The sequence below is a fragment of the Streptomyces sp. NPDC099050 genome (assembly GCF_044759865.1).
Lineage (GTDB): Bacteria > Actinomycetota > Actinomycetes > Streptomycetales > Streptomycetaceae > Streptomyces.
In genome coordinates this window covers 24,746-48,563 of sequence record NZ_JBIWAE010000003.1, presented here as the reverse complement: position 1 = coordinate 48,563, position 23,818 = coordinate 24,746, and the positions used below count along the sequence as shown (strand labels likewise).

At 67.0% G+C, this 23,818-nt stretch carries 36 protein-coding genes; all 36 read left to right on the top strand.

The features are described 5' to 3' along the window. Window positions 1-51: 51 nt before the first annotated feature. The 36 genes from ACIQV3_RS06145 (at window position 52) to rpsI (ending at window position 23,782) form a co-directional block, all read left to right on the top strand. Window positions 52-1,875 carry a hypothetical protein gene (locus ACIQV3_RS06145; protein ID WP_403710243.1) on the top strand — a complete coding sequence of 608 codons (1,824 nt, stop codon included), beginning with the start codon at window positions 52-54 and terminating at the stop codon, window positions 1,873-1,875. A gap of 473 nt (window positions 1,876-2,348) precedes the next feature. Then, the gene (gene rpsJ / locus ACIQV3_RS06140) at window positions 2,349-2,657 is read left to right on the top strand and encodes a 30S ribosomal protein S10 (protein ID WP_003948644.1); all 309 of its coding nucleotides are present in this window, start codon (window positions 2,349-2,351) and stop codon (window positions 2,655-2,657) included. A gap of 14 nt (window positions 2,658-2,671) precedes the next feature. Then, complete coding sequence (rplC, locus tag ACIQV3_RS06135) at window positions 2,672-3,316, top strand: 50S ribosomal protein L3 (RefSeq protein WP_266880616.1); 645 nt, start codon at window positions 2,672-2,674, stop codon at window positions 3,314-3,316. 4 nt (window positions 3,317-3,320) lie between these two features. After that, window positions 3,321-3,971 (top strand): 50S ribosomal protein L4, encoded by a 651-nt coding sequence (gene rplD / locus ACIQV3_RS06130; protein WP_030008466.1) that lies wholly within the window; start codon window positions 3,321-3,323, stop codon window positions 3,969-3,971. Continuing rightward, a complete protein-coding gene (gene rplW, locus ACIQV3_RS06125; protein ID WP_266934873.1) occupies window positions 3,971-4,294 on the top strand; it encodes a 50S ribosomal protein L23 in 324 nt (107 codons plus the stop codon). The genes rplD and rplW overlap by 1 nt, the downstream gene beginning before the upstream one ends. A 39-nt stretch (window positions 4,295-4,333) precedes the next feature. Beyond that, the gene (gene rplB / locus ACIQV3_RS06120) at window positions 4,334-5,170 is read left to right on the top strand and encodes a 50S ribosomal protein L2 (RefSeq protein WP_254387362.1); all 837 of its coding nucleotides are present in this window, start codon (window positions 4,334-4,336) and stop codon (window positions 5,168-5,170) included. Window positions 5,171-5,182: 12 nt separating this feature from the next. Then, window positions 5,183-5,464 (top strand): 30S ribosomal protein S19, encoded by a 282-nt coding sequence (gene rpsS, locus ACIQV3_RS06115; protein ID WP_023539342.1) that lies wholly within the window; start codon window positions 5,183-5,185, stop codon window positions 5,462-5,464. Between the two features lie 43 nt (window positions 5,465-5,507). Then, window positions 5,508-5,855: a 50S ribosomal protein L22 gene (rplV, locus tag ACIQV3_RS06110; protein ID WP_007265904.1), complete on the top strand. Its 348-nt coding sequence runs from the start codon at window positions 5,508-5,510 to the stop codon at window positions 5,853-5,855. Next, the gene (gene rpsC / locus ACIQV3_RS06105) at window positions 5,855-6,697 is read left to right on the top strand and encodes a 30S ribosomal protein S3 (RefSeq protein ID WP_112447746.1); all 843 of its coding nucleotides are present in this window, start codon (window positions 5,855-5,857) and stop codon (window positions 6,695-6,697) included. Before rplV ends, rpsC begins: the two co-directional genes overlap by 1 nt. A gap of 5 nt (window positions 6,698-6,702) precedes the next feature. Next, window positions 6,703-7,122, top strand: a complete 420-nt coding sequence (rplP, locus tag ACIQV3_RS06100) for a 50S ribosomal protein L16 (RefSeq protein WP_030026326.1) — start codon at window positions 6,703-6,705, stop codon at window positions 7,120-7,122. Then, a complete protein-coding gene (rpmC, locus tag ACIQV3_RS06095) occupies window positions 7,122-7,346 on the top strand; it encodes a 50S ribosomal protein L29 (protein WP_008739703.1) in 225 nt (74 codons plus the stop codon). Before rplP ends, rpmC begins: the two co-directional genes overlap by 1 nt. Continuing rightward, window positions 7,346-7,627: a 30S ribosomal protein S17 gene (rpsQ, locus tag ACIQV3_RS06090; RefSeq protein ID WP_243333368.1), complete on the top strand. Its 282-nt coding sequence runs from the start codon at window positions 7,346-7,348 to the stop codon at window positions 7,625-7,627. Before rpmC ends, rpsQ begins: the two co-directional genes overlap by 1 nt. 124 nt (window positions 7,628-7,751) lie before the next feature. Beyond that, window positions 7,752-8,120, top strand: a complete 369-nt coding sequence (rplN, locus tag ACIQV3_RS06085) for a 50S ribosomal protein L14 (RefSeq protein ID WP_003956455.1) — start codon at window positions 7,752-7,754, stop codon at window positions 8,118-8,120. Window positions 8,121-8,122: 2 nt separating this feature from the next. Further along, complete coding sequence (gene rplX / locus ACIQV3_RS06080) at window positions 8,123-8,446, top strand: 50S ribosomal protein L24 (RefSeq protein ID WP_215023444.1); 324 nt, start codon at window positions 8,123-8,125, stop codon at window positions 8,444-8,446. Continuing rightward, window positions 8,446-8,997: a 50S ribosomal protein L5 gene (gene rplE, locus ACIQV3_RS06075; protein WP_030388859.1), complete on the top strand. Its 552-nt coding sequence runs from the start codon at window positions 8,446-8,448 to the stop codon at window positions 8,995-8,997. The genes rplX and rplE overlap by 1 nt, the downstream gene beginning before the upstream one ends. Window positions 8,998-9,002: 5 nt before the next feature. Next, the gene (locus tag ACIQV3_RS06070; protein WP_003956452.1) at window positions 9,003-9,188 is read left to right on the top strand and encodes a type Z 30S ribosomal protein S14; all 186 of its coding nucleotides are present in this window, start codon (window positions 9,003-9,005) and stop codon (window positions 9,186-9,188) included. A gap of 223 nt (window positions 9,189-9,411) precedes the next feature. Next, window positions 9,412-9,810, top strand: coding sequence for a 30S ribosomal protein S8 (gene rpsH, locus ACIQV3_RS06065; RefSeq protein ID WP_008739698.1), 399 nt, complete (start codon window positions 9,412-9,414; stop codon window positions 9,808-9,810). A 20-nt stretch (window positions 9,811-9,830) separates the two neighbouring features. Continuing rightward, window positions 9,831-10,370 (top strand): 50S ribosomal protein L6, encoded by a 540-nt coding sequence (rplF, locus tag ACIQV3_RS06060; RefSeq protein WP_243333369.1) that lies wholly within the window; start codon window positions 9,831-9,833, stop codon window positions 10,368-10,370. Window positions 10,371-10,372: 2 nt separating this feature from the next. Continuing rightward, complete coding sequence (gene rplR / locus ACIQV3_RS06055; protein ID WP_008739696.1) at window positions 10,373-10,756, top strand: 50S ribosomal protein L18; 384 nt, start codon at window positions 10,373-10,375, stop codon at window positions 10,754-10,756. A gap of 46 nt (window positions 10,757-10,802) precedes the next feature. After that, a complete protein-coding gene (rpsE, locus tag ACIQV3_RS06050; RefSeq protein ID WP_008739695.1) occupies window positions 10,803-11,405 on the top strand; it encodes a 30S ribosomal protein S5 in 603 nt (200 codons plus the stop codon). Further along, entirely contained in the window at window positions 11,405-11,587 is a 183-nt protein-coding gene (gene rpmD, locus ACIQV3_RS06045; protein ID WP_112447741.1) for a 50S ribosomal protein L30, read from the top strand. The genes rpsE and rpmD overlap by 1 nt, the downstream gene beginning before the upstream one ends. A gap of 1 nt (window position 11,588) precedes the next feature. After that, window positions 11,589-12,044 (top strand): 50S ribosomal protein L15, encoded by a 456-nt coding sequence (rplO, locus tag ACIQV3_RS06040; protein WP_243333371.1) that lies wholly within the window; start codon window positions 11,589-11,591, stop codon window positions 12,042-12,044. 185 nt (window positions 12,045-12,229) lie between these two features. Next, entirely contained in the window at window positions 12,230-13,546 is a 1,317-nt protein-coding gene (gene secY, locus ACIQV3_RS06035) for a preprotein translocase subunit SecY (RefSeq protein ID WP_403710235.1), read from the top strand. Further along, on the top strand, window positions 13,546-14,193 hold the full coding sequence (locus ACIQV3_RS06030) for an adenylate kinase (protein WP_389690119.1): 648 nt from the start codon (window positions 13,546-13,548) through the stop codon (window positions 14,191-14,193). Before secY ends, ACIQV3_RS06030 begins: the two co-directional genes overlap by 1 nt. Before the next feature lie 101 nt (window positions 14,194-14,294). Beyond that, on the top strand, window positions 14,295-15,146 hold the full coding sequence (map, locus tag ACIQV3_RS06025; protein ID WP_403710232.1) for a type I methionyl aminopeptidase: 852 nt from the start codon (window positions 14,295-14,297) through the stop codon (window positions 15,144-15,146). A gap of 184 nt (window positions 15,147-15,330) precedes the next feature. Continuing rightward, window positions 15,331-15,552: a translation initiation factor IF-1 gene (gene infA, locus ACIQV3_RS06020; protein ID WP_014047798.1), complete on the top strand. Its 222-nt coding sequence runs from the start codon at window positions 15,331-15,333 to the stop codon at window positions 15,550-15,552. Between the two features lie 74 nt (window positions 15,553-15,626). Next, on the top strand, window positions 15,627-15,740 hold the full coding sequence (rpmJ, locus tag ACIQV3_RS06015) for a 50S ribosomal protein L36 (protein WP_003956441.1): 114 nt from the start codon (window positions 15,627-15,629) through the stop codon (window positions 15,738-15,740). Between the two features lie 200 nt (window positions 15,741-15,940). Beyond that, window positions 15,941-16,321, top strand: coding sequence for a 30S ribosomal protein S13 (gene rpsM / locus ACIQV3_RS06010; protein ID WP_053682609.1), 381 nt, complete (start codon window positions 15,941-15,943; stop codon window positions 16,319-16,321). 54 nt (window positions 16,322-16,375) lie between these two features. Continuing rightward, on the top strand, window positions 16,376-16,780 hold the full coding sequence (gene rpsK / locus ACIQV3_RS06005; RefSeq protein ID WP_006376016.1) for a 30S ribosomal protein S11: 405 nt from the start codon (window positions 16,376-16,378) through the stop codon (window positions 16,778-16,780). A gap of 168 nt (window positions 16,781-16,948) precedes the next feature. Beyond that, a complete protein-coding gene (locus tag ACIQV3_RS06000; protein WP_008739666.1) occupies window positions 16,949-17,971 on the top strand; it encodes a DNA-directed RNA polymerase subunit alpha in 1,023 nt (340 codons plus the stop codon). Window positions 17,972-18,063: 92 nt separating this feature from the next. Next, window positions 18,064-18,528, top strand: a complete 465-nt coding sequence (gene rplQ, locus ACIQV3_RS05995; protein ID WP_215023458.1) for a 50S ribosomal protein L17 — start codon at window positions 18,064-18,066, stop codon at window positions 18,526-18,528. A 147-nt stretch (window positions 18,529-18,675) separates the two neighbouring features. Beyond that, complete coding sequence (gene truA, locus ACIQV3_RS05990; protein WP_403710229.1) at window positions 18,676-19,527, top strand: tRNA pseudouridine(38-40) synthase TruA; 852 nt, start codon at window positions 18,676-18,678, stop codon at window positions 19,525-19,527. A gap of 63 nt (window positions 19,528-19,590) precedes the next feature. Next, entirely contained in the window at window positions 19,591-21,210 is a 1,620-nt protein-coding gene (locus ACIQV3_RS05985) for an ABC-F family ATP-binding cassette domain-containing protein (RefSeq protein ID WP_403710227.1), read from the top strand. Between the two features lie 66 nt (window positions 21,211-21,276). Then, the gene (locus ACIQV3_RS05980) at window positions 21,277-22,536 is read left to right on the top strand and encodes a glycosyltransferase family 87 protein (RefSeq protein WP_403710225.1); all 1,260 of its coding nucleotides are present in this window, start codon (window positions 21,277-21,279) and stop codon (window positions 22,534-22,536) included. Window positions 22,537-22,770: 234 nt separating this feature from the next. Beyond that, window positions 22,771-23,214, top strand: coding sequence for a 50S ribosomal protein L13 (gene rplM, locus ACIQV3_RS05975; RefSeq protein WP_112447734.1), 444 nt, complete (start codon window positions 22,771-22,773; stop codon window positions 23,212-23,214). 46 nt (window positions 23,215-23,260) lie between these two features. Beyond that, the gene (gene rpsI / locus ACIQV3_RS05970) at window positions 23,261-23,782 is read left to right on the top strand and encodes a 30S ribosomal protein S9 (protein ID WP_327254492.1); all 522 of its coding nucleotides are present in this window, start codon (window positions 23,261-23,263) and stop codon (window positions 23,780-23,782) included. The last annotated feature ends 36 nt before the right edge of the window (window positions 23,783-23,818 follow it).

Genomic DNA, 23,818 nt, shown 5'->3' with positions numbered 1-23,818 from the left:
GCTGCCGCCACCGCACTCGCGTGCGCGGACGCGGTCTCAAGTGAACGGGAAGTGCCAGAAGTGCAGTCGGGAACGGAAACGGTCGGCGAAGCCGGAATGGACGAGGCGTCCGATGCCGGGCGGTCCGGCCCGTCGGCGGGGGCCGGGAGGCTCCTCGCACTGCGGACGTCCCTCCTCGGCCGGCGGTGGTTCTGGCCGGCGGCGCTCCTTGCCGGATACGTGACGCAGGTGCTGTTCCGCCTCTGGCTGGTGTGGGGCGGCACGCACCCTTCGGTACAGGCCGACGAGTCCTCGTACCTCGTCCTGGCCCGGGTGCTCGCGGGGCGGCCGACCACAGAGATGCCGGTCGGATCGGTCATCCCCGGCGGCTATCCGCTGCTCATCTCCCCGGCCCTGCGGATCGCGGACGACCCGGTCACCGCGTACCAGCTGGTCCTGGGCATCAACACGCTGCTGAACGCGCTCGTCTTCCTGCTGGCCTACGCCGCCTTGCGCAGGCTCGACCTGTCCAGGGGGCTCTCGTTCGTGACGGCCACGGCGGCCGCGCTGATGCCGCCCGTGATCTTCTACGCCGAGTTCGCCATGTCGGACACGGTGTTCCCCGTGGTCCTGCTCGGCTGGCTGATCACGCTGCACGGCTGGCTGACCGAGGGGGACGCCCGCCGCCGCGCGCGGCACGGGGCGGGGGCCGGTCTGCTGGCCGGCTACGCCATGGCGGTGCACGACCGGGGCGGGGTCGTGGTGGCCCTGACGGCGGCGGTCTTCCTCGGCGCACTCGTCTTCCGCTGGGCGCCGCGGCGGGCCGCGCTCGCGGCCTGGGGCGGGCTCGCGGTCTCCGTGGTGGGCGCGCGGCTGCTGGCCATGTGGCTGGAGGCACAGTTCAAGGACCAGCCGCCGAGCTCGGTGGGCACGAAGGTCCTGGACAACCTGGTCGACCCCGAACTGCTGCGCCGCACGGTGACGCGCATGATCGGCCAGTTCTGGTACTTCTCGGTCTCGTCCTGGGGCTTCGGCGCGCTCGCCATCGCCCTGTGCGCGTTCGTGGTGTTCAGCTCCCGCTTCACCCGGGCCTCGCGGGTGGTGTCCTTCGTGATGGTCGCCCTGCTGTGCGGGATCGCGCTCGCCTCCGCCGCGGGACTGCCGGGGGACCGCCGGGTCGACAACTGGATCTACGCCCGCTACCTGGCCCCGCTGCTGCCGGCGTTCTTCGTGGTCGGCGTCGCGACGCTGCGGCGGGCGCGGACCGGTGCGCTGCTGCGGCTGGTGACGGGCGCCGTGCTGCTGACCGTGGTTACGGGCGGGATCGTCGTCCAGGTGGTCGGCAGTCGCCTCCACAAGGTGGCCATCATCCCGTGGGCGATGCCGGACGCGCTGTTCCTGGCCTCGGACTGGACGAGGCTGCACATGGGGCGGACGACGGCCGGCGCCCTGCTGGTGTTCGCCGTCTGCGTGGTCCTGCGGCTCGCCGCCGGGCGCCGGGCGGTGTGGGCCGTGGCGGCGGCGCTGGCCGTGTTCGCCACGTACGCGACGGTGGCGGTCACCTCTCACGTGGCCGTGCCGCGCGCCCAGCAGCACGAGGCCGACGCGCTGGGCTTCACGAAGGCGGCGGGGCTGGAGCCGGGCGAGAACCTGGTGATGGACCCGAGCACCAGCTGGGAGCTGCGGATGGCCCAGGGGTACGAGGTGTACGACGGGCGGGTCTGGACCAGGGACCTCAAGCACGGCGCGCTGCCGCCGGCCGCCGCGGACGCGGCCGTACTCAGGCTGACCTGGAAGGACGCGAGGCCGGAGGACACCTGGACGCGGGCGCCCGCGGGCTGGTACGTGGCCGAGGCGAGCAGGAAGCACGGCTGGGTGCTCTGGCGCCACCGCTGACGCCGGCGGCCCGAAGAGGGGCCCCGCGAGAACCCTGCTGCGTGGTGCAGCTTGACCACGCAGCGTGGCGGGGTATTGTCTTCGGCCCGATTGGCCAGGCACGTGTCTCGTATGGCAGACTACTCAAGTTGCTCGGCCGTGTGCCGATGCTGCGCGCCTCCCGCCGGGAGGACCGGAAGCGAGTCCCACAGTACTCGTCGCCCTACCTGCCCCCTCGGGGCAGCAATGGGGCGGACGTACGGGAATCTTCTGGGAAGCGTCAGCACGGTGCCTGCCAGGTACTCGGTGGGTGTTTGCCCCCGATCTGCGGTCTTGGGACCGCGCCCCCTTGGACGAGGGAATTTCCGTATGGGAATTTTCTGTAGAGGGAGCGCGACACGCCCGACCGCGTGGGTCGGAGGAGAGCGGCGGAGTGATCCGCAGCCGACCGAGGACCAGAGCGTTTCCACAACAGACAGGACTACGGAGTAGCCATGGCGGGACAGAAGATCCGCATCCGGCTCAAGGCCTACGACCACGAGGTCATCGATTCGTCGGCGAAGAAGATCGTCGAGACGGTGACGCGCACTGGTGCGTCGGTCGCGGGCCCGGTGCCGCTGCCCACTGAGAAGAACGTGTACTGCGTCATCAAGTCGCCGCACAAGTACAAGGACTCGCGCGAGCACTTCGAGATGCGCACTCACAAGCGCCTGATCGACATCCTCGACCCGACGCCCAAGACCGTTGACTCGCTGATGCGCCTGGACCTTCCGGCCGGCGTTGACATCGAGATCAAGCTCTGAGAGGCACGGAGAAGATGGCAAAGCAGATCAAGGGCGTCCTGGGCGAGAAGCTCGGCATGACCCAGGTCTGGGACGAGAACAACCGTGTCGTCCCGGTGACCGTGGTCAAGGCCGGGCCCTGCGTTGTTACCCAGGTCCGTACGAACGACGTCGACGGCTACGAGTCGGTCCAGATCGCCTTCGGCGAGATCGACCCTCGCAAGGTGAACAAGCCCCTCAAGGGTCACTTCGCCAAGGCTGACGTCACCCCCCGCCGCCACCTGGTGGAGCTCCGTACCTCCGACGCCAGCGAGTACACGCTCGGCCAGGAGATCACGGCTGCCGTGTTCGAGTCCGGCGTCAAGGTTGACGTCACGGGCAACAGCAAGGGCAAGGGCTTCGCCGGTGTCATGAAGCGTCACAACTTCAAGGGCCTCGGCGCCGGCCACGGCGTCCAGCGCAAGCACCGCTCCCCCGGTTCGATCGGTGGCTGTGCCACCCCTGGGCGTGTCTTCAAGGGCATGCGCATGGCCGGTCGCATGGGCAACGAGCGCGTCACCACCCAGAACCTGACCATCCACGCGGTTGACGCGGAGAAGGGTCTGCTCCTCATCAAGGGTGCGGTCCCCGGTCCGAACGGCGGCCTCGTCCTGGTCCGTACCGCGGTTAAGGGGGCTTGAGTTAATGAGCACCATTGACATCCTTTCGCCGGCAGGCGACAAGGCCGGTACCGTCGAGCTCCCCGCGGAGATCTTCGACGCGAAGACCAGCGTTCCGCTGATCCACCAGGTCGTCGTCGCTCAGCTGGCCGCTGCCCGTCAGGGCACGCACAAGACCAAGCGTCGTGGCGAAGTCCGTGGTGGTGGCCGCAAGCCGTACCGCCAGAAGGGCACCGGCCGCGCTCGCCAGGGTTCCACCCGCGCTCCGCAGTTCGTCGGCGGTGGCGTCGTCCACGGCCCGCAGCCGCGTGACTACTCGCAGCGGACCCCGAAGAAGATGAAGGCCGCCGCCCTCCGCGGTGCCCTCTCGGACCGTGCGCGTCACTCCCGCATCCACGTCGTCACCGGCGTGGTCGAGGGTGCCGCCTCCACGAAGGCCGCCAAGACGCTGTTCGGCAAGATCTCGGAGCGCAAGAACCTGCTCCTGGTCGTCGAGCGCGCCGACGAGGCTGCGTGGCTGTCCGCCCGCAACCTGCCCCAGGTGCACATCCTGGAGCCGGGCCAGCTGAACACGTACGACGTGATCGTCTCTGACGACGTGGTCTTCACTCAGGCCGCTTTCGAGTCCTTCGTGTCTGGCCCCAAGGCCGATGAGACCGAAGGGAGCGACGCCTGATGTCTGAGGCGACCGTTACCAGCAAGACCTTCAATGACCCGCGCGACCTGCTGATCAAGCCGGTTGTCTCGGAGAAGAGCTACGCGCTGCTGGACGAGAACAAGTACACGTTCATCGTCGCGCCCGGCTCCAACAAGACCCAGATCAAGCAGGCCGTCGAGGCGGTCTTCGGGGTCAAGGTCACCGGGGTCAACACGATCAACCGTCAGGGTAAGCGCAAGCGCACCAAGACCGGTTTCGGCAAGCGCGCTGACACCAAGCGCGCCATCGTGACCCTCGCTGAGGGCGACCGAATCGACATCTTCGGCGGCCAGGCCTCCTAACGGAGGTCTAGTCGTCCGGAATCGGACGAGGACTGAGAAATGGGTATCCGCAAGTACAAGCCGACGACCCCGGGCCGTCGTGGCTCCAGCGTCGCCGACTTTGTCGAGATCACGCGGTCCACGCCGGAGAAGTCGCTGGTCCGCCCCCTGCACAGCAAGGGCGGCCGTAACAACACCGGTCGGATCACGGTTCGACACCAGGGTGGCGGCCACAAGCGCGCCTACCGTGTGATCGACTTCCGTCGTCACGACAAGGACGGCGTGCCGGCCAAGGTCGCGCACATCGAGTACGACCCCAACCGCACTGCGCGCATCGCGCTCCTGCACTACGCCGACGGTGAGAAGCGCTACATCATTGCGCCGAAGAACCTGAAGCAGGGCGACCGGATTGAGAACGGCCCCACGGCCGACATCAAGCCCGGTAACAACCTGGCACTCCGCAACATCCCGGTCGGTACCACGATCCACGCGATCGAGCTCCGTCCCGGTGGCGGCGCCAAGTTCGCCCGCTCCGCTGGTGCCTCCGTGCAGCTGCTGGCGAAGGAGGGCGTCATGGCCCACCTTCGTATGCCGTCCGGTGAGATCCGTCTCGTCGACGCGCGCTGCCGCGCCACCGTCGGTGAGGTCGGTAACGCCGAGCAGTCGAACATCAACTGGGGCAAGGCCGGCCGCATGCGCTGGAAGGGCGTTCGCCCCTCCGTCCGCGGTGTCGCGATGAACCCGGTCGACCACCCGCACGGTGGTGGTGAGGGTAAGACCTCCGGTGGTCGTCACCCGGTCTCCCCGTGGGGTCAGAAGGAGGGTCGTACTCGCTCGCCGAAGAAGGCTTCGAGCAAGTACATCGTCCGCCGCCGCAAGACGAACAAGAAGCGCTAGGAGCGGGTTTAGATGCCGCGCAGTCTCAAGAAGGGACCCTTCGTCGACGGACACCTCATCAAGAAGGTGGACGTACAGAACGAAGCCGGTACCAAGAACGTCATCAAGACCTGGTCCCGTCGCTCGATGATCATCCCGGCCATGCTGGGTCACACCATCGCGGTGCACAACGGCAAGATCCACGTCCCGGTGTTCGTCACCGAGTCGATGGTCGGCCACAAGCTCGGCGAGTTCTCGCCGACTCGCACCTTCCGCGGCCACGTCAAGGACGACCGGAAGTCGAAGCGCCGCTAAAGGCGGGGTGGTTACGACTATGACTTACACCGAAGGGACAACCATGGAAGCCAGGGCCCAGGCGCGGTACATCCGCGTCACGCCCATGAAGGCCCGCCGAGTGGTGGACCTTATCCGTGGCATGGATGCCACGGAGGCTCAGGCGGTCCTGCGTTTCGCCCCGCAGGCCGCGAGCGTGCCGGTTGGCAAGGTGCTCGACAGCGCCATCGCCAACGCCGCACACAACTACAACCACCCGGACGCCTCCACGCTGGTCATCAGCGAGGCGTACGTGGACGAGGGCCCGACCCTGAAGCGGTTCCGTCCGCGTGCCCAGGGCCGTGCCTACCGGATCCGCAAGCGGACCAGCCACATCACCGTGGTCGTCAGCAGCAAGGAAGGTTCCCGGTAATGGGCCAGAAGGTAAACCCGCACGGGTTCCGGCTCGGCATCACCACCGACTTCAAGTCGCGTTGGTACGCCGACAAGCTGTACAAGGACTACGTCAAGGAAGACGTCGCCATCCGCAGGATGATGACGTCCGGCATGGAGCGCGCCGGCATCTCGAAGGTTGAGATCGAGCGCACCCGTGACCGCGTGCGTGTGGACATCCACACCGCTCGTCCGGGCATCGTCATCGGCCGCCGTGGCGCCGAGGCCGACCGCATCCGCGGTGACCTCGAGAAGCTCACGGGCAAGCAGGTGCAGCTGAACATCCTCGAGGTCAAGAACCCCGAGGTCGACGCTCAGCTCGTCGCGCAGGCCGTTGCCGAGCAGCTCTCCTCCCGCGTCTCCTTCCGTCGCGCCATGCGTAAGAGCATGCAGGGCACGATGAAGGCCGGCGCCAAGGGCATCAAGATCCAGTGTGGCGGTCGCCTCGGCGGCGCCGAGATGTCCCGCTCCGAGTTCTACCGCGAAGGCCGTGTGCCGCTGCACACCCTCCGCGCGAACGTGGACTACGGCTTCTTCGAGGCCAAGACCACCTTCGGTCGTATCGGTGTGAAGGTCTGGATCTACAAGGGCGACGTCAAGAACATCGCCGAGGTTCGCGCCGAGAACGCTGCGGCCCGTGCGGGTAACCGCCCGGCCCGTGGTGCCGCCGGCGCTGGCGACCGTCCCGCCGGCCGTGGTGGCCGTGGTGGCGAGCGCGGCGGCCGTGGTGGCCGCAAGCCGCAGCAGGCTGCTGGTGCCGAGGCTCCCAAGGCCGACGCTCCCGCCGCCGCTCCGGCTGAGAGCACCGGAACGGAGGCCTGACCGACATGCTGATCCCTCGTAGGGTCAAGCACCGCAAGCAGCACCACCCGAAGCGCCGCGGTATGGCCAAGGGCGGTACTGAGGTCTCGTTCGGCGAGTACGGCATCCAGGCGCTTACCCCCGCCTACGTGACGAACCGCCAGATCGAGGCGGCTCGTATCGCGATGACCCGCCACATCAAGCGTGGCGGCAAGGTCTGGATCAACATCTACCCGGACCGTCCCCTGACGAAGAAGCCTGCCGAGACCCGCATGGGTTCCGGTAAGGGTTCTCCCGAGTGGTGGATCGCGAACGTGCACCCGGGCCGGGTCATGTTCGAGCTGTCCTACCCGAACGAGAAGATTGCTCGTGAGGCGCTCACCCGCGCTGCTCACAAGCTTCCGATGAAGTGCCGGATTGTTCGGCGCGAGGCAGGTGAGTCGTGATGGCGACGGGAACCAAGGCGTCCGAGCTGCGTGAGCTCGGTAACGAGGAGCTCGTTGGCAAGCTGCGCGAGGCCAAGGAAGAGCTGTTCAAGCTGCGCTTCCAGGCGGCCACGGGTCAGCTGGAGAACAACGGCCGGCTCAAGTCCGTCCGTAAGGACATCGCTCGCATCTACACCCTGATGCACGAGCGTGAGCTCGGTATCGAGACGGTGGAGAGCGCCTGATGAGCGAGAAGAACGTGACTGAGACGACTGACCGCGGCTTCCGCAAGACCCGTGAGGGTCTTGTCGTCAGCGACAAGATGGACAAGACCGTCGTCGTCGCTGTCGAGGACCGCGTGAAGCACGCTCTGTACGGCAAGGTCATCCGCCGTACGAACAAGCTCAAGGCGCACGACGAGCAGAACGCTGCCGGCGTCGGCGACCGCGTCCTCATCATGGAGACGCGTCCGCTGTCGGCGAGCAAGCGCTGGCGCATCGTCGAGATCCTCGAGAAGGCCAAGTAATTATCTGAGGCCCTGGGCATCAAGCCCAGGGGCCCCTCAGGTTCGTTCCGCCAGGCTCGGTGGGGGCGGTAGCTCTTCGGAGTGATGCCCCCGCCGGGAACCGGCAGACAAACAGGAGATAGACGTGATCCAGCAGGAGTCGCGACTGCGTGTCGCCGACAACACTGGTGCCAAGGAGATCCTTTGCATCCGTGTTCTCGGTGGTTCCGGTCGCCGCTACGCGGGCATCGGTGACGTCATCGTTGCCACCGTCAAGGACGCGATCCCCGGTGGCAACGTGAAGAAGGGTGACGTCGTCAAGGCGGTCATCGTTCGCACCGTGAAGGAACGCCGCCGCCAGGACGGCTCGTACATCCGCTTCGACGAGAACGCCGCCGTCATTCTGAAGAACGACGGCGACCCTCGCGGCACCCGTATCTTCGGCCCGGTGGGCCGTGAGCTGCGCGAGAAGAAGTTCATGAAGATCATCTCGCTCGCGCCGGAGGTGCTGTAAGCATGAAGATCAAGAAGGGCGACCTGGTTCAGGTCATCACCGGTAAGGACAAGGGCAAGCAGGGCAAGGTCATTCTGGCCATCCCTACTGAGAACCGCGTCCTGGTCGAGGGTGTCAACCGGGTCAAGAAGCACACCAAGGCCGGCCAGACCGCTGGTGGCTCGCAGACCGGTGGCATCGTGATCACCGAGGCGCCGATCCACGTCAGCAACGTTCAGCTGGTTGTGGAGAAGGACGGCCAGAAGGTCGTTACCCGCGTCGGTTTCCGCTTCGACGACGAGGGCAACAAGATCCGCGTTGCCAAGCGGACGGGTGAGGACATCTGATGGCTACCACTCCGCGTCTCAAGACGAAGTACCGCGAGGACATCGCGGGCAAGCTGCGTGAAGAGTTCTCCTACGAGAACGTCATGCAGATTCCCGGCCTCGTGAAGATCGTGGTCAACATGGGTGTGGGCGACGCCGCCCGCGACTCCAAGCTGATCGACGGCGCCATCAAGGACCTGACGACGATCACCGGTCAGAAGCCGGCCGTCACGAAGGCCCGCAAGTCCATCGCGCAGTTCAAGCTGCGCGAGGGTCAGCCGATCGGCTGCCACGTCACCCTCCGTGGTGACCGCATGTGGGAGTTCCTGGACCGTACGCTGTCGCTCGCGCTGCCGCGTATCCGTGACTTCCGTGGTCTGTCGCCGAAGCAGTTCGACGGCCGTGGCAACTACACCTTCGGTCTCACGGAGCAGGTCATGTTCCACGAGATCGACCAGGACAAGATCGACCGTACCCGGGGTATGGACATCACCGTGGTCACCACGGCGACCAACGACGACGAGGGCCGCGCCCTCCTTCGTCACCTCGGCTTCCCCTTCAAGGAGGCGTAAGCGAGATGGCGAAGAAGGCTCTCATCGCGAAGGCTGCCCGTAAGCCCAAGTTCGGTGTGCGTGCGTACACCCGCTGCCAGCGCTGCGGTCGCCCCCACTCCGTGTACCGCAAGTTCGGCCTGTGCCGCGTCTGCCTTCGTGAGATGGCTCACCGTGGCGAGCTGCCGGGCGTGACCAAGAGCTCCTGGTAATTCCCTCTCGTCCGCAAGGACTTGAGGAGTACCAGGCACTCTCGGTAAGCATCTGGACGGCGGATGCCCGGCCGCGCATGCCTTAGGCTTGTGTGGTTGGGCGTCCGCCGCCCATAACGACTTACTACGCCGTAGGTCCCCGCACCGCACCCGTCCCGCCACTGAGCGGGGAGAGGGATGGCGCATACAGGAAACCCCGGCGAGAGAGGCCGAAGGCCACTTCATGACCATGACTGACCCGATCGCAGACATGCTCACGCGTCTGCGTAACGCTAACTCGGCGTACCACGACTCCGTCGTGATGCCGCACAGCAAGATCAAGTCGCACATCGCAGAAATCCTCAAGCAGGAGGGTTTCATCACCGGCTGGAAGGTCGAGGACGCCGAGGTCGGCAAGAACCTCGTCCTCGAGCTGAAGTTCGGCCCGAACCGTGAGCGCTCCATTGCGGGCATCAAGCGGATCTCGAAGCCCGGTCTGCGTGTGTACGCAAAGTCCACCAACCTGCCGAAGGTGCTCGGCGGCCTGGGCGTGGCGATCATCTCCACGTCCCACGGTCTGCTCACCGGCCAGCAGGCAGGCAAGAAGGGCGTAGGTGGGGAAGTCCTCGCCTACGTCTGGTAGTCGGGAACGGAGGAAAAGCAATGTCGCGAATCGGCAAGCTCCCCATCCAGGTTCCCGCCGGTGTGGACGTCACCATCGACGGCCAGGCTGTGGCTGTGAAGGGCCCCAAGGGTTCCCTCGCGCTCACCGTCAAGGCGCCGATCGAGATCGTCAAGGGTGAGGACGGCGTTCTGAACGTCACCCGCCCCAACGACGAGCGTCAGAACAAGGCCCTGCACGGCCTGTCCCGCACGCTGGTGGCGAACATGATCACCGGCGTGACCACGGGTTACGTCAAGGCTCTTGAGATCAGCGGTGTCGGTTACCGCGTCGCCGCGAAGGGCTCCAACCTGGAGTTCCAGCTTGGCTACAGCCACCCGATCCTGATCGAGGCGCCCGAGGGCATCTCCTTCAAGGTCGAGTCGCCCACCAAGTTCTCGGTCGAGGGCATCGACAAGCAGAAGGTCGGCGAGGTCGCCGCCAACATCCGCAAGCTGCGGAAGCCCGACCCGTACAAGGCCAAGGGTGTCAAGTACGCCGGCGAAGTCATCCGCCGCAAGGTCGGAAAGGCTGGTAAGTAGCCATGGCATACGGTGTAAAGATCGCCAAGGGCGACGCGTACAAGCGTGCCGCCAAGGCCCGCCGTCACATCCGCATCCGCAAGAACGTCTCGGGTACGGCGGAGCGTCCGCGCCTCGTCGTGACGCGTTCCAACCGCAACATCGTTGCTCAGGTCATCGACGACCTCCAGGGTCACACCCTGGCGTCCGCGTCGACCCTGGACACCTCGATCCGCGGTGGCGAAGGCGACAAGAGCGCCCAGGCCCAGGCCGTCGGCGCACTCGTCGCCGAGCGTGCCAAGGCCGCGGGTGTCGAGACCGTCGTGTTCGACCGCGGTGGCAACCGATACGCCGGGCGCATTGCCGCTCTGGCTGACGCCGCCCGCGAAGCCGGGCTGAAGTTCTAAGCCCCGTTTTCCGGGACTCACGGACGTAACAGAGAGAGGTAATCCAATGGCTGGACCCCAGCGCCGCGGAAGCGGTGCCGGTGGCGGCGAGCGGCGAGACCGGAAGGGTCGCGACGGTGGCCCTGCCGCCGAGAAGACCGCTTACGTTGAGCGCGTTGTCGCGATCAACCGCGTCGCCAAGGTTGTCAAGGGTGGTCGCCGCTTCAGCTTCACCGCGCTGGTCGTGGTGGGCGACGGTGACGGCACTGTAGGTGTCGGTTACGGCAAGGCCAAGGAAGTTCCCGCGGCCATCGCCAAGGGTGTCGAGGAAGCCAAGAAGTCCTTCTTCAAGGTTCCGCGCATCCAGGGCACCATTCCTCACCCGATCACGGGCGAGCGCGCCGCGGGCGTCGTGCTGCTGAAGCCGGCCGCCCCTGGTACCGGTGTTATCGCCGGTGGCCCGGTGCGCGCCGTTCTGGAGTGCGCCGGCGTTCACGACATCCTGTCGAAGTCGCTCGGCTCTTCCAACGCGATCAACATCGTGCACGCGACCGTGGCGGCCCTCAAGGGCCTGCAGCGTCCCGAGGAGATCGCGGCTCGCCGTGGTCTGCCCCTCGAGGACGTCGCTCCCGCGGCTCTGCTGCGTGCACGTGCCGGGGCGGGTGCGTAATGGCTCGCCTCAAGGTCACGCAGATCAAGTCGTACATCGGCAGCAAGCAGAACCACCGCGACACGCTGCGTTCGCTCGGGCTCAAGCGCCTGAACGACGTCGTCGTCAAGGAGGACCGCCCCGAGTTCCGCGGAATGGTTCACACCGTCCGCCACCTCGTGACGGTTGAGGAGGTTGACTAACATGGCTGAGAGCAGCCCGCTGAAGGCCCACAACCTCCGTCCCGCCCCCGGCGCCAAGACCGCGAAGACCCGTGTCGGTCGTGGTGAGGCGTCGAAGGGTAAGACGGCAGGTCGTGGTACGAAGGGCCAGAAGGCCCGCTACCAGATCCCGCAGCGCTTCGAGGGTGGGCAGATGCCCCTCCACATGCGTCTGCCGAAGCTCAAGGGCTTCAAGAACCCGTTCCGCACCGAGTTCCAGGTCGTGAACCTGGACAAGCTCGGCGCTCTCTACCCCGAGGGTGGAGAAGTCACGGTGGCCGACCTGGTCGCCAAGGGCGCGGTTCGCAAGAACAGCCTCGTCAAGGTCCTGGGCCAGGGCGAGATCTCCGTGGCGCTGCAGGTTTCGGTTGACGCCGTTTCCGGCTCCGCCAAGGAGAAGATTGCCGCCGCTGGTGGCTCTGTGACCGAGCTCGTCTAAGACGAACTCAGTGACAAATAGCTAGAAACCCGACCGGGGATGCCTCACATATGGGGCATCCCCGGTTGGTCGTTCCATGGGAGGTGCAGACGCCGGTAAGGTGGCTGCACCTTTGCTTGTAAACATTCGTCGATCCCTCAGACCGTCACCTCTGACGCAGTAGCGCGGGGGTCGCAGGAGGCACCGTGCTCACCGCGTTCGCCCGGGCGTTCAAGACGCCCGACCTGCGCAAGAAGCTGCTTTTCACGCTCGCCATGATCGTGCTGTACCGACTCGGATCCCATATCCCGGTACCCGGCGTGAGCTACAAGAACGTTCAGATCTGTGTGGACCAGATGGGGGCGGGCAACAACAGCCTCTTCGGTCTGGTCAACATGTTCAGTGGCGGCGCGCTGCTGCAGATCACGATCTTTGCGCTCGGCATCATGCCGTACATCACGGCGAGCATCATCCTGCAGCTGCTGACCGTGGTCATCCCGAAGCTGGAGACCCTCAAAAAAGAGGGTCAGTCCGGCACGGCGAAGATCACTCAGTACACGCGCTATCTGACGGTCGCGCTCGCGATCCTGCAGGGCACCGGCCTCGTCGCCACCGCCCGCAGCGGCGCCCTCTTCCAGGGCTGCCAGGTCAAGGACCAGATCGTCCCCGACCGTTCGATCTTCACGACCGTCGTCATGGTGATCACCATGACCGCCGGTACCTGCCTCGTCATGTGGCTCGGTGAGCTCATCACCGACCGGGGCATCGGCAACGGTATGTCGATCCTGATGTTCATCTCGATCGCCGCGGGCTTCGTCGGCTCCCTGTGGGCCATCAAGGAGCAGGGCAAGATCGCGGACGGCTGGGTCGAGTTCGGCGTGGTCATGCTGGTCGGCCTGGCGATGGTGGGTCTGGTGGTCTTCGTCGAACAGGCGCAGCGACGGATCCCGGTCCAGTACGCGAAGCGCATGATCGGCCGCCGTGCCTACGGCGGTACCTCGACGTACATCCCGCTCAAGGTGAACCAGGCGGGCATCATCCCCGTCATCTTCGCCTCGTCGCTGCTCTACATCCCGGCACTGGTCGTGCAGTTCAGCGGTTCCACCGCCGGCTGGGCCACCTGGATCCAGAAGTACTTCGTCAAGGGCGACCACCCGTACTACATCGCGGTCTACTTCCTCCTGATCGTCTTCTTCGCGTTCTTCTACGTGGCGATCTCGTTCAACCCCGAGGAAGTTGCAGACAACATGAAGAAGTATGGTGGGTTCATTCCGGGCATCCGCGCCGGTCGGCCTACCGCCGAGTACCTGAGCTACGTACTCAACCGGATCACCTGGCCGGGGTCGCTGTACCTGGGTCTGATCGCTCTTGTGCCGACGATGGCGTTGGCCGGCTTCGGAGCGAACCAGAACTTCCCGTTCGGCGGGACGAGCATCCTGATCATCGTGGGTGTGGGTCTGGAAACCGTGAAGCAGATCGAGAGCCAGCTCCAGCAGCGTAATTACGAAGGGTTCCTCCGCTGATGCGAATCGTCCTCGTCGGCCCGCCGGGTGCGGGCAAGGGAACGCAGGCGACTGTGCTTGCCGAGACCTTGTCGATCCCGCACATCTCCACGGGCGACCTGTTCCGGGCCAACATCAGCCAGGGCACCGAGCTCGGCCGGCGTGCGAAGGCGTTCATGGACGCGGGTGACCTCGTCCCGGACGAGATCACCATCGGCATGGCCAAGGACCGCATGGAGCAGGAGGACGCCGCCGGCGGTTTCCTGCTCGACGGTTTCCCGCGCAACGTGTCCCAGGCCGAGGCCCTCGACGTGATGCTGAAGGCCGGCGCAATGAACCTCGACGCCGTCCTCGACCTGGAGGTCGAGGAGGACGAGGTCGTCAAGCGTCTCGCCGGCCGGCGCACCTGCCGCAAGGACAGCTCGCACATCTACCACGTGGACTACCGCCCGTCGAAGGTCGAGGGTGTCTGCGACGTCGACGGCGGCGAGCTGTACGTGCGCGAGGACCAGACCGAGGAAGCCGTGCGCAACCGGCTGGAGGTCTACCACACCCAGACCGAGCCGATCATCGACTACTACAAGGCCCAGGGCCTCGTGTCGACGATCCCGGCCCTGGGTGAGGTCAAGGACGTCACGCAGCGCGCGCTGGACGCCCTCAAGAAGTAGCGAGCAGTAGTTTCACCTGTAGTGCAGCCCCGGCCGCGGTGTCCCCAGGACGCCGCGGCCGTACTGTTGAAAGACCCGAATCCGAAGGTGGCAGGTACGTCATGGTCCAGATCAAGACCCCCGAGCAGATCGCGAAGATGCGTGAGGCGGGGCTCGTCGTCGCTGCGATCCACGCGGCGACCCGTGAGGCGGCCGTGCCGGGCGCCACGACGCGGGATCTGGACATGGTGGCCCGCAAGGTCATCGCGGACGCCGGTGCGAAGTCGAACTTCCTCGGGTACGGCGGGTTCCCCGCGACCATCTGCACCTCGGTGAACGAGGTCGTGGTCCACGGGATCCCCGACGACAAGACGGTCCTCAAGGACGGCGACATCATCTCGATCGACGCCGGCGCGATCGTCGACGGCTGGCACGGCGACGCCGCGTACACCGCATTCGTGGGCTCTGGGCACGCCCCTGAGCTCGTGGAGCTCTCCCGGGTGACCGAGGAGTCCATGTGGGCGGGTATCGCCGCCATGAAGCTCGGCAACCGCCTCGTGGACATCTCGAAGGCGATCGAGACGTACATCAGGCGACAGCCGCGTCCCACCACGGGTGAGCACAGCCTCGGCAAGTTCGGGATCATCGAGGACTACGGCGGCCACGGCATCGGTTCCGAGATGCACATGGACCCGCACCTGCTGAACTACGTCTCGCGCAAGCGGGGCAAGGGCATCAAGCTCGTCCCGGGCCTGTGCCTGGCCATCGAGCCGATGGTCTCCCTGGGCACCGCCCAGACGGAGGTCCTGGCGGACGACTGGACGGTCATCACCACGGACGGCACCTGGTCCTCGCACTGGGAGCACTCCATCGCCCTGACCGAGGAGGGGCCGATCGTGCTGACTTCCCCGGACTGCGGCAAGGCGAAGCTGGCGGAGTACGGCGTGACGACGGCGCCGGACCCGCTGGGCTGAGCGGGGTCGGCCCAGCTGGGCCAACCGGTATGACCAGGATTGATGATCTATCCTGTCGGGCACACTTTCCGGATTCGTTTTTCAGTGGGCCCTGACGTAGACTGACTCGTCGGCTCCTTTGCACCCGCATGTCCGCATGCGAACGCGGGGAGCTGATCAAGGTAGCCGATTCGAAAGGCGAAGCGTGGCCAAGAAGCAAGGTGCCATCGAAATCGAGGGCACCGTGATCGAGTCCCTCCCGAACGCGATGTTCCGGGTGGAACTCCAGAACGGTCACAAGGTCCTCGCGCACATCAGCGGCAAGATGCGCATGCACTACATCCGCATCCTCCCTGATGACCGGGTTGTCGTGGAGCTCTCTCCGTACGACCTCACGCGTGGCCGGATCGTCTACCGATACAAGTAGATCTTGTCTTCACTCCCGTCCGGACGTCCTGTCCCGGCGCGGGTGGTGGCACTGACCCGGAGAACCTCACCAACATGAAGGTCAAGCCGAGCGTCAAGAAGATCTGCGACAAGTGCAAGGTGATCCGCCGTCACGGTCGGGTCATGGTCATCTGCGACAACCTGCGCCACAAGCAGCGCCAGGGCTGACGCACGCCGACCGACCTGCACTACGCAGTTCTTCGCGCGACGTAAGAAAACGTACATACGCAGAACCCGCCCAGTCCTGACCAGGACCGGCGGCACCTCCGGCGGGGGCCGGGGACCCGGGCGTACCACCACCCATCAGGTGTGGTCGGCGGTCGGGGTTCGGTTCTGCGGAAGACCCCCGAACACACAGGAGCCATTGAATGGCACGCGTTTCCGGTGTTGACATCCCGCGCGAAAAGCGTGTGGAGATCGCACTTACCTACGTCTTCGGTGTCGGTCGCACCCGGTCCAAGGAAATCCTTGCGGCCACCGGTGTGAACCCCGACACCCGCGTTCGTGACCTGGCCGAAGAGGACCTGGTCAAGATCCGCGAGTACGTGGACGCCAACCTCCGCACCGAGGGTGACCTCCGCCGCGAGATCCAGGCCGACATCCGTCGCAAGGTCGAGATCCAGTGCTACCAGGGTGTTCGCCACCGTCGTGGCCTCCCCGTGCACGGGCAGCGCACCAGCACGAACGCCCGTACCCGCAAGGGTCCGCGTCGCGCGATCGCCGGTAAGAAGAAGCCGGGCAAGAAGTAGTCCTGTTCAGCGGTCTTGCGCTGTAGGACCGACCACCTCCCGTAGGAGATTTAGATGCCCCCCAAGGGTCGTCAGGGCGCTGCCAAGAAGGTGCGCCGCAAGGAAAAGAAGAACGTCGCTCATGGGCACGCCCACATCAAGAGCACGTTCAACAACACCATCGTCTCGATCACGGACCCCGCGGGCAACGTGATCTCCTGGGCCTCCGCCGGCCACGTCGGCTTCAAGGGCTCGCGCAAGTCCACCCCCTTCGCCGCGCAGATGGCCGCTGAGTCGGCCGCCCGTCGCGCGCAGGAGCACGGCATGCGCAAGGTCGACGTCTTCGTCAAGGGTCCCGGCTCCGGCCGTGAGACCGCGATCCGCTCCCTCCAGGCCACTGGCCTCGAGGTCGGCTCGATCCAGGACGTCACCCCCACCCCGCACAACGGCTGCCGTCCGCCCAAGCGTCGCCGCGTCTGATTCGGCGACGCCGGGCTTCGCGCCTGTGCGTCTTTGAGTGTCCGGGCGGTACGAACCCCTCGCGGGGGACGTACCGCCCGTACCCTTGTAGTCCGCGGACCCGTGCACACATCGGGGCCGCATCCGTCGGGCGTCAAATAGTGGGCGTCCACGAATGAAGGAATCCACATGCTTATCGCTCAGCGCCCCTCGCTGACCGAAGAGGTCGTAGACGAGTACCGTTCGCGGTTCGTGATCGAGCCGCTCGAGCCGGGCTTCGGCTACACCCTCGGCAACTCGCTCCGCCGCACGCTCCTGTCCTCGATCCCGGGTGCCGCTGTCACCAGCATCCGCGTGGACGGCGTCCTGCACGAGTTCACCACCGTGCCGGGTGTCAAGGAAGACGTCACCGACATCATCCTCAACATCAAGCAGCTGGTCGTCTCCTCGGAGCACGACGAGCCGGTCGTGATGTACCTGCGCAAGCAGGGTCCCGGCCTGGTCACCGCTGCCGACATCGCGCCCCCGGCCGGTGTCGAGGTGCACAACCCGGACCTGGTCCTCGCCACGCTCAACGGCAAGGGCAAGCTGGAGATGGAGCTGACCGTCGAGCGCGGTCGCGGCTACGTCTCCGCCGTCCAGAACAAGCAGCTGGGCCAGGAGATCGGTCGCATCCCGATCGACTCCATCTACAGCCCGGTCCTCAAGGTCACCTACAAGGTCGAGGCGACCCGAGTCGAGCAGCGCACCGACTTCGACAAGCTGATCGTCGACGTCGAGACCAAGCAGGCCATGCGCCCGCGCGACGCCATGGCGTCCGCCGGCAAGACCCTGGTCGAGCTGTTCGGTCTGGCCCGCGAGCTCAACATCGACGCCGAGGGCATCGACATGGGCCCCTCGCCGACGGACGCGGCCCTGGCCGCTGATCTCGCCCTGCCGATCGAGGAGCTCGAGCTCACCGTTCGGTCGTACAACTGCCTCAAGCGCGAGGGCATCCACTCCGTGGGTGAGCTCGTCGCCCGCTCCGAGGCCGACCTGCTCGACATCCGCAACTTCGGTGCGAAGTCGATCGACGAGGTCAAGGCGAAGCTGGCCGGCATGGGCCTGGCCCTCAAGGACAGCCCGCCCGGATTCGACCCGACCGCCGCGGCCGACGCCTTCGGCGCCGACGACGACGCGGACGCCGGTTTCGTCGAGACCGAGCAGTACTAAGCACCACCCGTAGAACTTTCCCGCGGCATCCGCCGCGGGGGAACTGACACCGGTACCTGACACGGCCGGTGCAGATATGAAGGAGTATGACCATGCCGCGTCCCGCAAAGGGTGCCCGTCTGGGCGGCAGCGCCGCGCACGAGAAGCACCTCCTCGCGAACCTCGCGAAGGCGCTCTTCGAGCACGGCCGCATCACCACCACCGAGGCCAAGGCCCGCCGCCTGCGTCCCTACGCCGAGCGTCTGGTGACCAAGGCCAAGAAGGGCGACATCCACAACCGTCGCCTGGTGCTGCAGACGATCACGGACAAGAGCATCGTGCACACGCTCTTCACCGAGATCGCCCCGCGCTACGAGAACCGCCCCGGTGGTTACACGCGCATCACCAAGATCGGCAACCGTCGTGGCGACAACGCCCCGATGGCCGTGATCGAGCTGGTCGAGGCCCTTACGGTCGCCCAGCAGGCCACTGGTGAGGCCGAGGCCGCCACCAAGCGCGCCGTGAAGGAGGCGGAGGCCGCTGAGGCTCCCGCCGCCGAGGAGACCAAGGAGGCGTGATCCGGCTTCCCCGCCGAGGCGGGGGTGCACCGGAGGCCTGATCTCTTCCGGGATCACGCTGAATGGCTCTGAACGGGTCCGCCCCCTCACCGGGGCGGGCCCGTTCTGCATTCGTGCCGAAGACGCGGCCGAGAGAGGATCTGTCACGTGAGTGACGAGGTGGAGCCCGGGCACGTCCGGGTCAGGCTGGACCTGAGCTACGACGGCAAGGACTTCTCCGGCTGGGCGAAGCAGCGCGTGCTGCGGACCGTCCAGGGGGAGCTGGAGTCGGCCCTGCAGACCGTGATGCGGCTGCCCGACCCGGTGGAGCTGACCGTGGCCGGCCGGACCGACGCGGGCGTGCACGCGCGCGGGCAGGTCGCGCAGTTCGACGTACGGGACGAGGTGTGGGCCGAGCACCAGGACAAGCTGCTGCGCCGCCTCGCGGGGCGGCTGCCGCACGACGTACGGGTGTGGAAGGCCGCCGAGGCCCCCGCGGGCTTCAACGCGCGGTTCTCGGCGATCTGGCGCCGCTACGCCTACCGCGTCGGCGACCACCAGGCCGGCGTGGACCCGCTGCGCCGCGGGCACGTGCTCTGGTACCAGTGGCCGCTCGACGTGGACGCCATGAACGAGGCCGCAGCCAGACTGGTCGGGGAGCACGACTTCGCCGCGTACTGCAAGAAGCGCGAGGGGGCCACGACCATCCGCACCCTCCAGCAGCTCAGCTGGGAGCGGGACGCGGAGGGGATCATCACCGCGACCGTCCGCGCCGACGCCTTCTGCCACAACATGGTCCGGTCCCTGGTCGGGGCCCTGCTGCACGTCGGCGACGGCCACCGGAGCACCGACTGGCCCGGGCAGGTGCTGGCCGCGGCCGTACGGGATTCCTCGGTGCACGTGGTCAAGCCGCACGGGCTGACGCTGGAGGAGGTCGGCTACCCGGCCGACGAGCTGCTCGCCGCCCGCAGCAAGGAAGCGCGGAACCTGCGGACGCTGCCCGCGGCCGGCTGCTGCTAGGCCGGTCCGGTCCGGGCCTAATCCGTTTGGGCGGATCGGGGCCGGACCTGGACAATGCCCCGCATGGGACATCTCGAAGCCAGCCACCTGGAGTACTACCTTCCCGACGGGCGGGTACTGCTCCCCGACGTCTCCTTCCGGGTGGGGGAGGGGTCGGTCGTCGCCCTGGTCGGGGCGAACGGGGCCGGCAAGACCACGCTGCTGAAGATGATCTCCGGCGAGCTCCAGCCGCACGGCGGCGGCGTGACCGTCAGCGGCGGGCTGGGCGTGATGTCGCAGTTCGTGGGCTCCGTCCGCGACGAGACGACCGTACGGGACCTGCTGGTCTCGGTGGCCCAGCCGCGGATCCGGGAGGCGGCGAAGGCGGTGGACCGCGCCGAGCAGCTCATCCTGACCGTGGACGACGAGCCCGCCCAGATGGCCTACGCCCAGGCGCTGAGCGACTGGGCCGACGTGCAGGGGTACGAGGCGGAGACGCTGTGGGACGTCTGCACGATGGCCGCGCTGGCGATCCCGTACGACTCGGCGCAGTTCCGCGAGGTGCGCACGCTCTCCGGCGGTGAGCAGAAGCGGCTGGTCCTGGAGGCGCTGCTGCGCGGGCCGGACGAGGTGCTGCTGCTCGACGAGCCGGACAACTACCTGGACGTCCCGGGCAAGCGGTGGCTGGAGGAGCAGCTCAAGGCCACCCGCAAGACGGTGCTCTTCGTCAGCCACGACCGGGAGCTGCTGACCCAGTCCGCCGAGAAGATCATCAGCCTGGAGGCGAGCCCGAACGGCTCGGACGTGTGGGTGCACGGCGCGGGTTTCGCCACCTTCCACGACGCCCGCAAGGAGCGCTTCGCGCGCTTCGAGGAGCTCAAGCGGCGCTGGGACGAGGAGCACGCCCGGCTGAAGGCCCTGGTGCTGCGCCTGCGCGGCCAGGCCGCGATCAGCCCGGACATGGCCTCGCGGTACCACGCGATGCAGACCCGCTTCAAGAAGTTCGAGGAGGCCGGGCCGCCGCCCGAGCCGCCGCGCGAGCAGGACATCAAGATGCGGCTCAAGGGCGGCCGTACGGGCGTGCGCGCGCTCACGGTGGAGAACCTGGAGCTCACCGGGCTGATGAAGCCCTTCTCCCTGGAGGTCTTCTACGGGGAGCGGGTCGCGGTCCTGGGCTCGAACGGCTCCGGGAAGTCGCACTTCCTGCGCCTGATGGCGGGGGAGGACGTCAAGCACACGGGTACGTGGAAGCTCGGCGCCCGCGTGGTCCCCGGCCACTTCGCGCAGACCCACGCCCACCCCGAGCTGTTCGGCCGTACGCTCGTCGACATCCTGTGGACGGAGGCGGCGAAGCCGCTCGGCCAGGCGATGGGCGCCCTGCGCCGCTACGAGCTGGAGCGCCAGGGCGAGCAGCCCTTCGAGCGGCTCTCGGGCGGCCAGCAGGCGCGTTTCCAGATCCTGCTGCTGGAGCTGGCCGGTACGACGGCGCTGCTCCTGGACGAGCCGACGGACAACCTCGACCTGGAATCGGCCGAGGCGCTGCAGGACGGGCTGGAGGCGTACGACGGCACTGTGCTGTGCGTCACGCACGACCGGTGGTTCGCGCGCACATTTGACCGTTACCTGGTCTTCGGTTCAGACGGTGTTGTGCGGGAGACTACGGAGCCCGTCTGGGACGAACGTAGGGTCGAGCGGAAGCGCTAGGGGGAGACCGCCCCCGGCTTGGGTCGAGGGGACTTCGTAGTGGGGCTGCGGCCGAGTGTCTGGGTCATGAAGTGGGACAGCCCGTCCTCCTGGGACCGGGGGGTGGCCTGGCTGCTGAAGCCGGCCCCCCGGTCCTGGCGGTTCGTGGGCCTGGTGATCCTGCTGTCGGTGTCGGTCGCGGCGAGCCTGCGGGTGAACTGGGGATCGGACAACGCCTTCGTGGTCAAGGCGGCCGACGCCCTGCTCGCGGGGGTCTCCCCGTACGAGGACAAGCGGTTCCTCTACCTGCCCAGCGCCGTGATCATGGCGATTCCCGAGGCCCTGCTGCCGCCGCCGCTGCTGCGCGTCGTGCTCCCGCTGGGGATCACCGGGCTCGTCGGCCTCGGCTGGTGGGCCTCGCTGCGATTGTTCTCGGTACCGGTGCGCTCCCGGCTCGCGGTCGGCGGTTTCGCACTGTTCGCGCTGGCGTACAAGCCGTACATCAACCTCGTGCTGATCGGGAACTGGACGGCCATCTCGGCCGCCGCCCTGCCGGTGGCGCTGCTGCTGGCGCACCGCAAGCACTGGGCCGCGGCCGGGCTGGTGGTGGGCCTCGCCATCGCCTGCAAGCCGATGCTGGTGCCGGTCGGGCTGCTCTTCCTGCTGGCCCGGCAGTGGCGGGGGCTGGCGCTCGCGGTGGGCGTCCCGGTGGGGCTCTCCCTGGCGGGGGCGCTGATGATGCCGCACCCGATGCTGTTCTTCACCAAGACCCTGCCGTTCCTGCTCCAGGGCCAGGATTCCTACGCGCTGCCGTGGGACGCCTCGCCGATCGCCGCGCTGCCGCGGCTGGGGGTGCCCGAGCCGCTGGCGGTGCTGCTGGCCTTCGCGGGGGCCGGCTGCGGGCTGTGGGCGACCTGGCGGCGATGGCGGCGGCCGGTCGAGGCGGACGGGGACGGCGGTGAGCTGAGGCTGGTGGAGACCGCCTGCATGGTGATGCTCGCCGCGTTCCTGGTGTCGCGGCCCTCCTTCGACCACTACCTGATCGTGGTGCTCCCGCTGCTGCTGGCGTCGGGGGTGCGGGAGGGCTCGATGCCGCGCTCGCCCTGGTTCTGGGTGGCTCTGGTGCCCCAGACGGCGGGCATCCCGTGGCCCTCGGAGTTCGAGGCCAAGAGGCGGGCATTCCGGGACATGGTGACCCTGTGCGCACTCGCCGGACTGCTGGCGCGTCGAGCACTGCGGCCGCGCCGGGGTACTCTGGAACCTGTACGAACTACGGGGTCCCCACCCAGGACCGAACCGGAGTGCGCCGCGAGCCCCGTTCAGACGGGATCGCGGACCGCGTTTTGACCCTTCCAGGTCTTCAGGGGTACCCTGCTGGTTCGTTATGCGTATTGGCTTGTTCATTCTCACGTGACTTCGCCTTACGCCGGTCCACCGGGCCGATGACCAGCGGTACACACGGGTTGCGTCTCCGATGTGAACCAGGGCTGTCGTGATCGTCCGTGGTGACCCATGTCAGGACCCGTCCCTCGGGCTCACCCCCCGGGGATGACCCACCACTGAAGAAGCGAAGGCATACGCGTGCGTACGTTCAGCCCCAAGCCCGGCGACATCTCGCGCCAGTGGCACGTCATCGACGCCCAGGACGTTGTCCTCGGCCGTCTGGCGACCCAGGCCGCTACCCTCCTGCGGGGTAAGCACAAGCCGACCTACGCCCCCCACATGGACATGGGCGACTTTGTCATCATCATCAACGCCGACAAGGTCCACCTGTCCGGCAACAAGGCGACCCAGAAGATGGCGTACCGCCACTCCGGGTTCCCGGGCGGCCTGCGTTCGGTCCGCTACGACGACCTCCTGGCGAACAACCCGGAGAAGGCCGTCGAGAAGGCCATCAAGGGCATGATCCCCAAGAACACCCTGGGCCGTCAGATGCTCTCGAAGCTGAAGGTCTACTCGGGCGATGTGCACCCCCACGCTGCTCAGCAGCCGGTGCCGTTCGAGATCACCCAGGTCGCGCAGTAGTTCCGGCCACCACACCCCCTAAGACAAGAAACTTCTGAGGAGCATCGTGGCCGAGACCACCGCCGAGACGACCCCCGTCGAAGAGTTCGAGGGCAACGTCGAGGAGTACACCACCGAGACCGCGGACGTAGTCGAGGGTGACTACACGTCCGAGTCCCTTGCCGGTCGCTTCGGTGACCCCCAGCCGGCCGCCGGCCTGGGCCGTCGCAAGAACGCCATCGCCCGCGTCCGGATCGTTCCGGGCACCGGCAAGTGGAAGATCAACGGTCGCACCCTTGAGGACTACTTCCCCAACAAGGTGCACCAGCAGGAAGTCAACGAGCCGTTCAAGCTGCTCGAGCTCGACAACCGCTACGACGTCATCGCCCGCATCTCGGGTGGCGGCGTGTCCGGTCAGGCCGGCGCCCTGCGCCTCGGCGTGGCCCGTGCGCTGAACGAGGCGGACCAGGACAACAACCGCCCGGCGCTGAAGAAGGCCGGCTTCCTCTCCCGCGACGACCGTGCGGTCGAGCGCAAGAAGGCCGGTCTCAAGAAGGCCCGTAAGGCTCCGCAGTACAGCAAGCGTTAATCACGCCCGCTGTTCAGCACGAATCCGCCCCGGCAG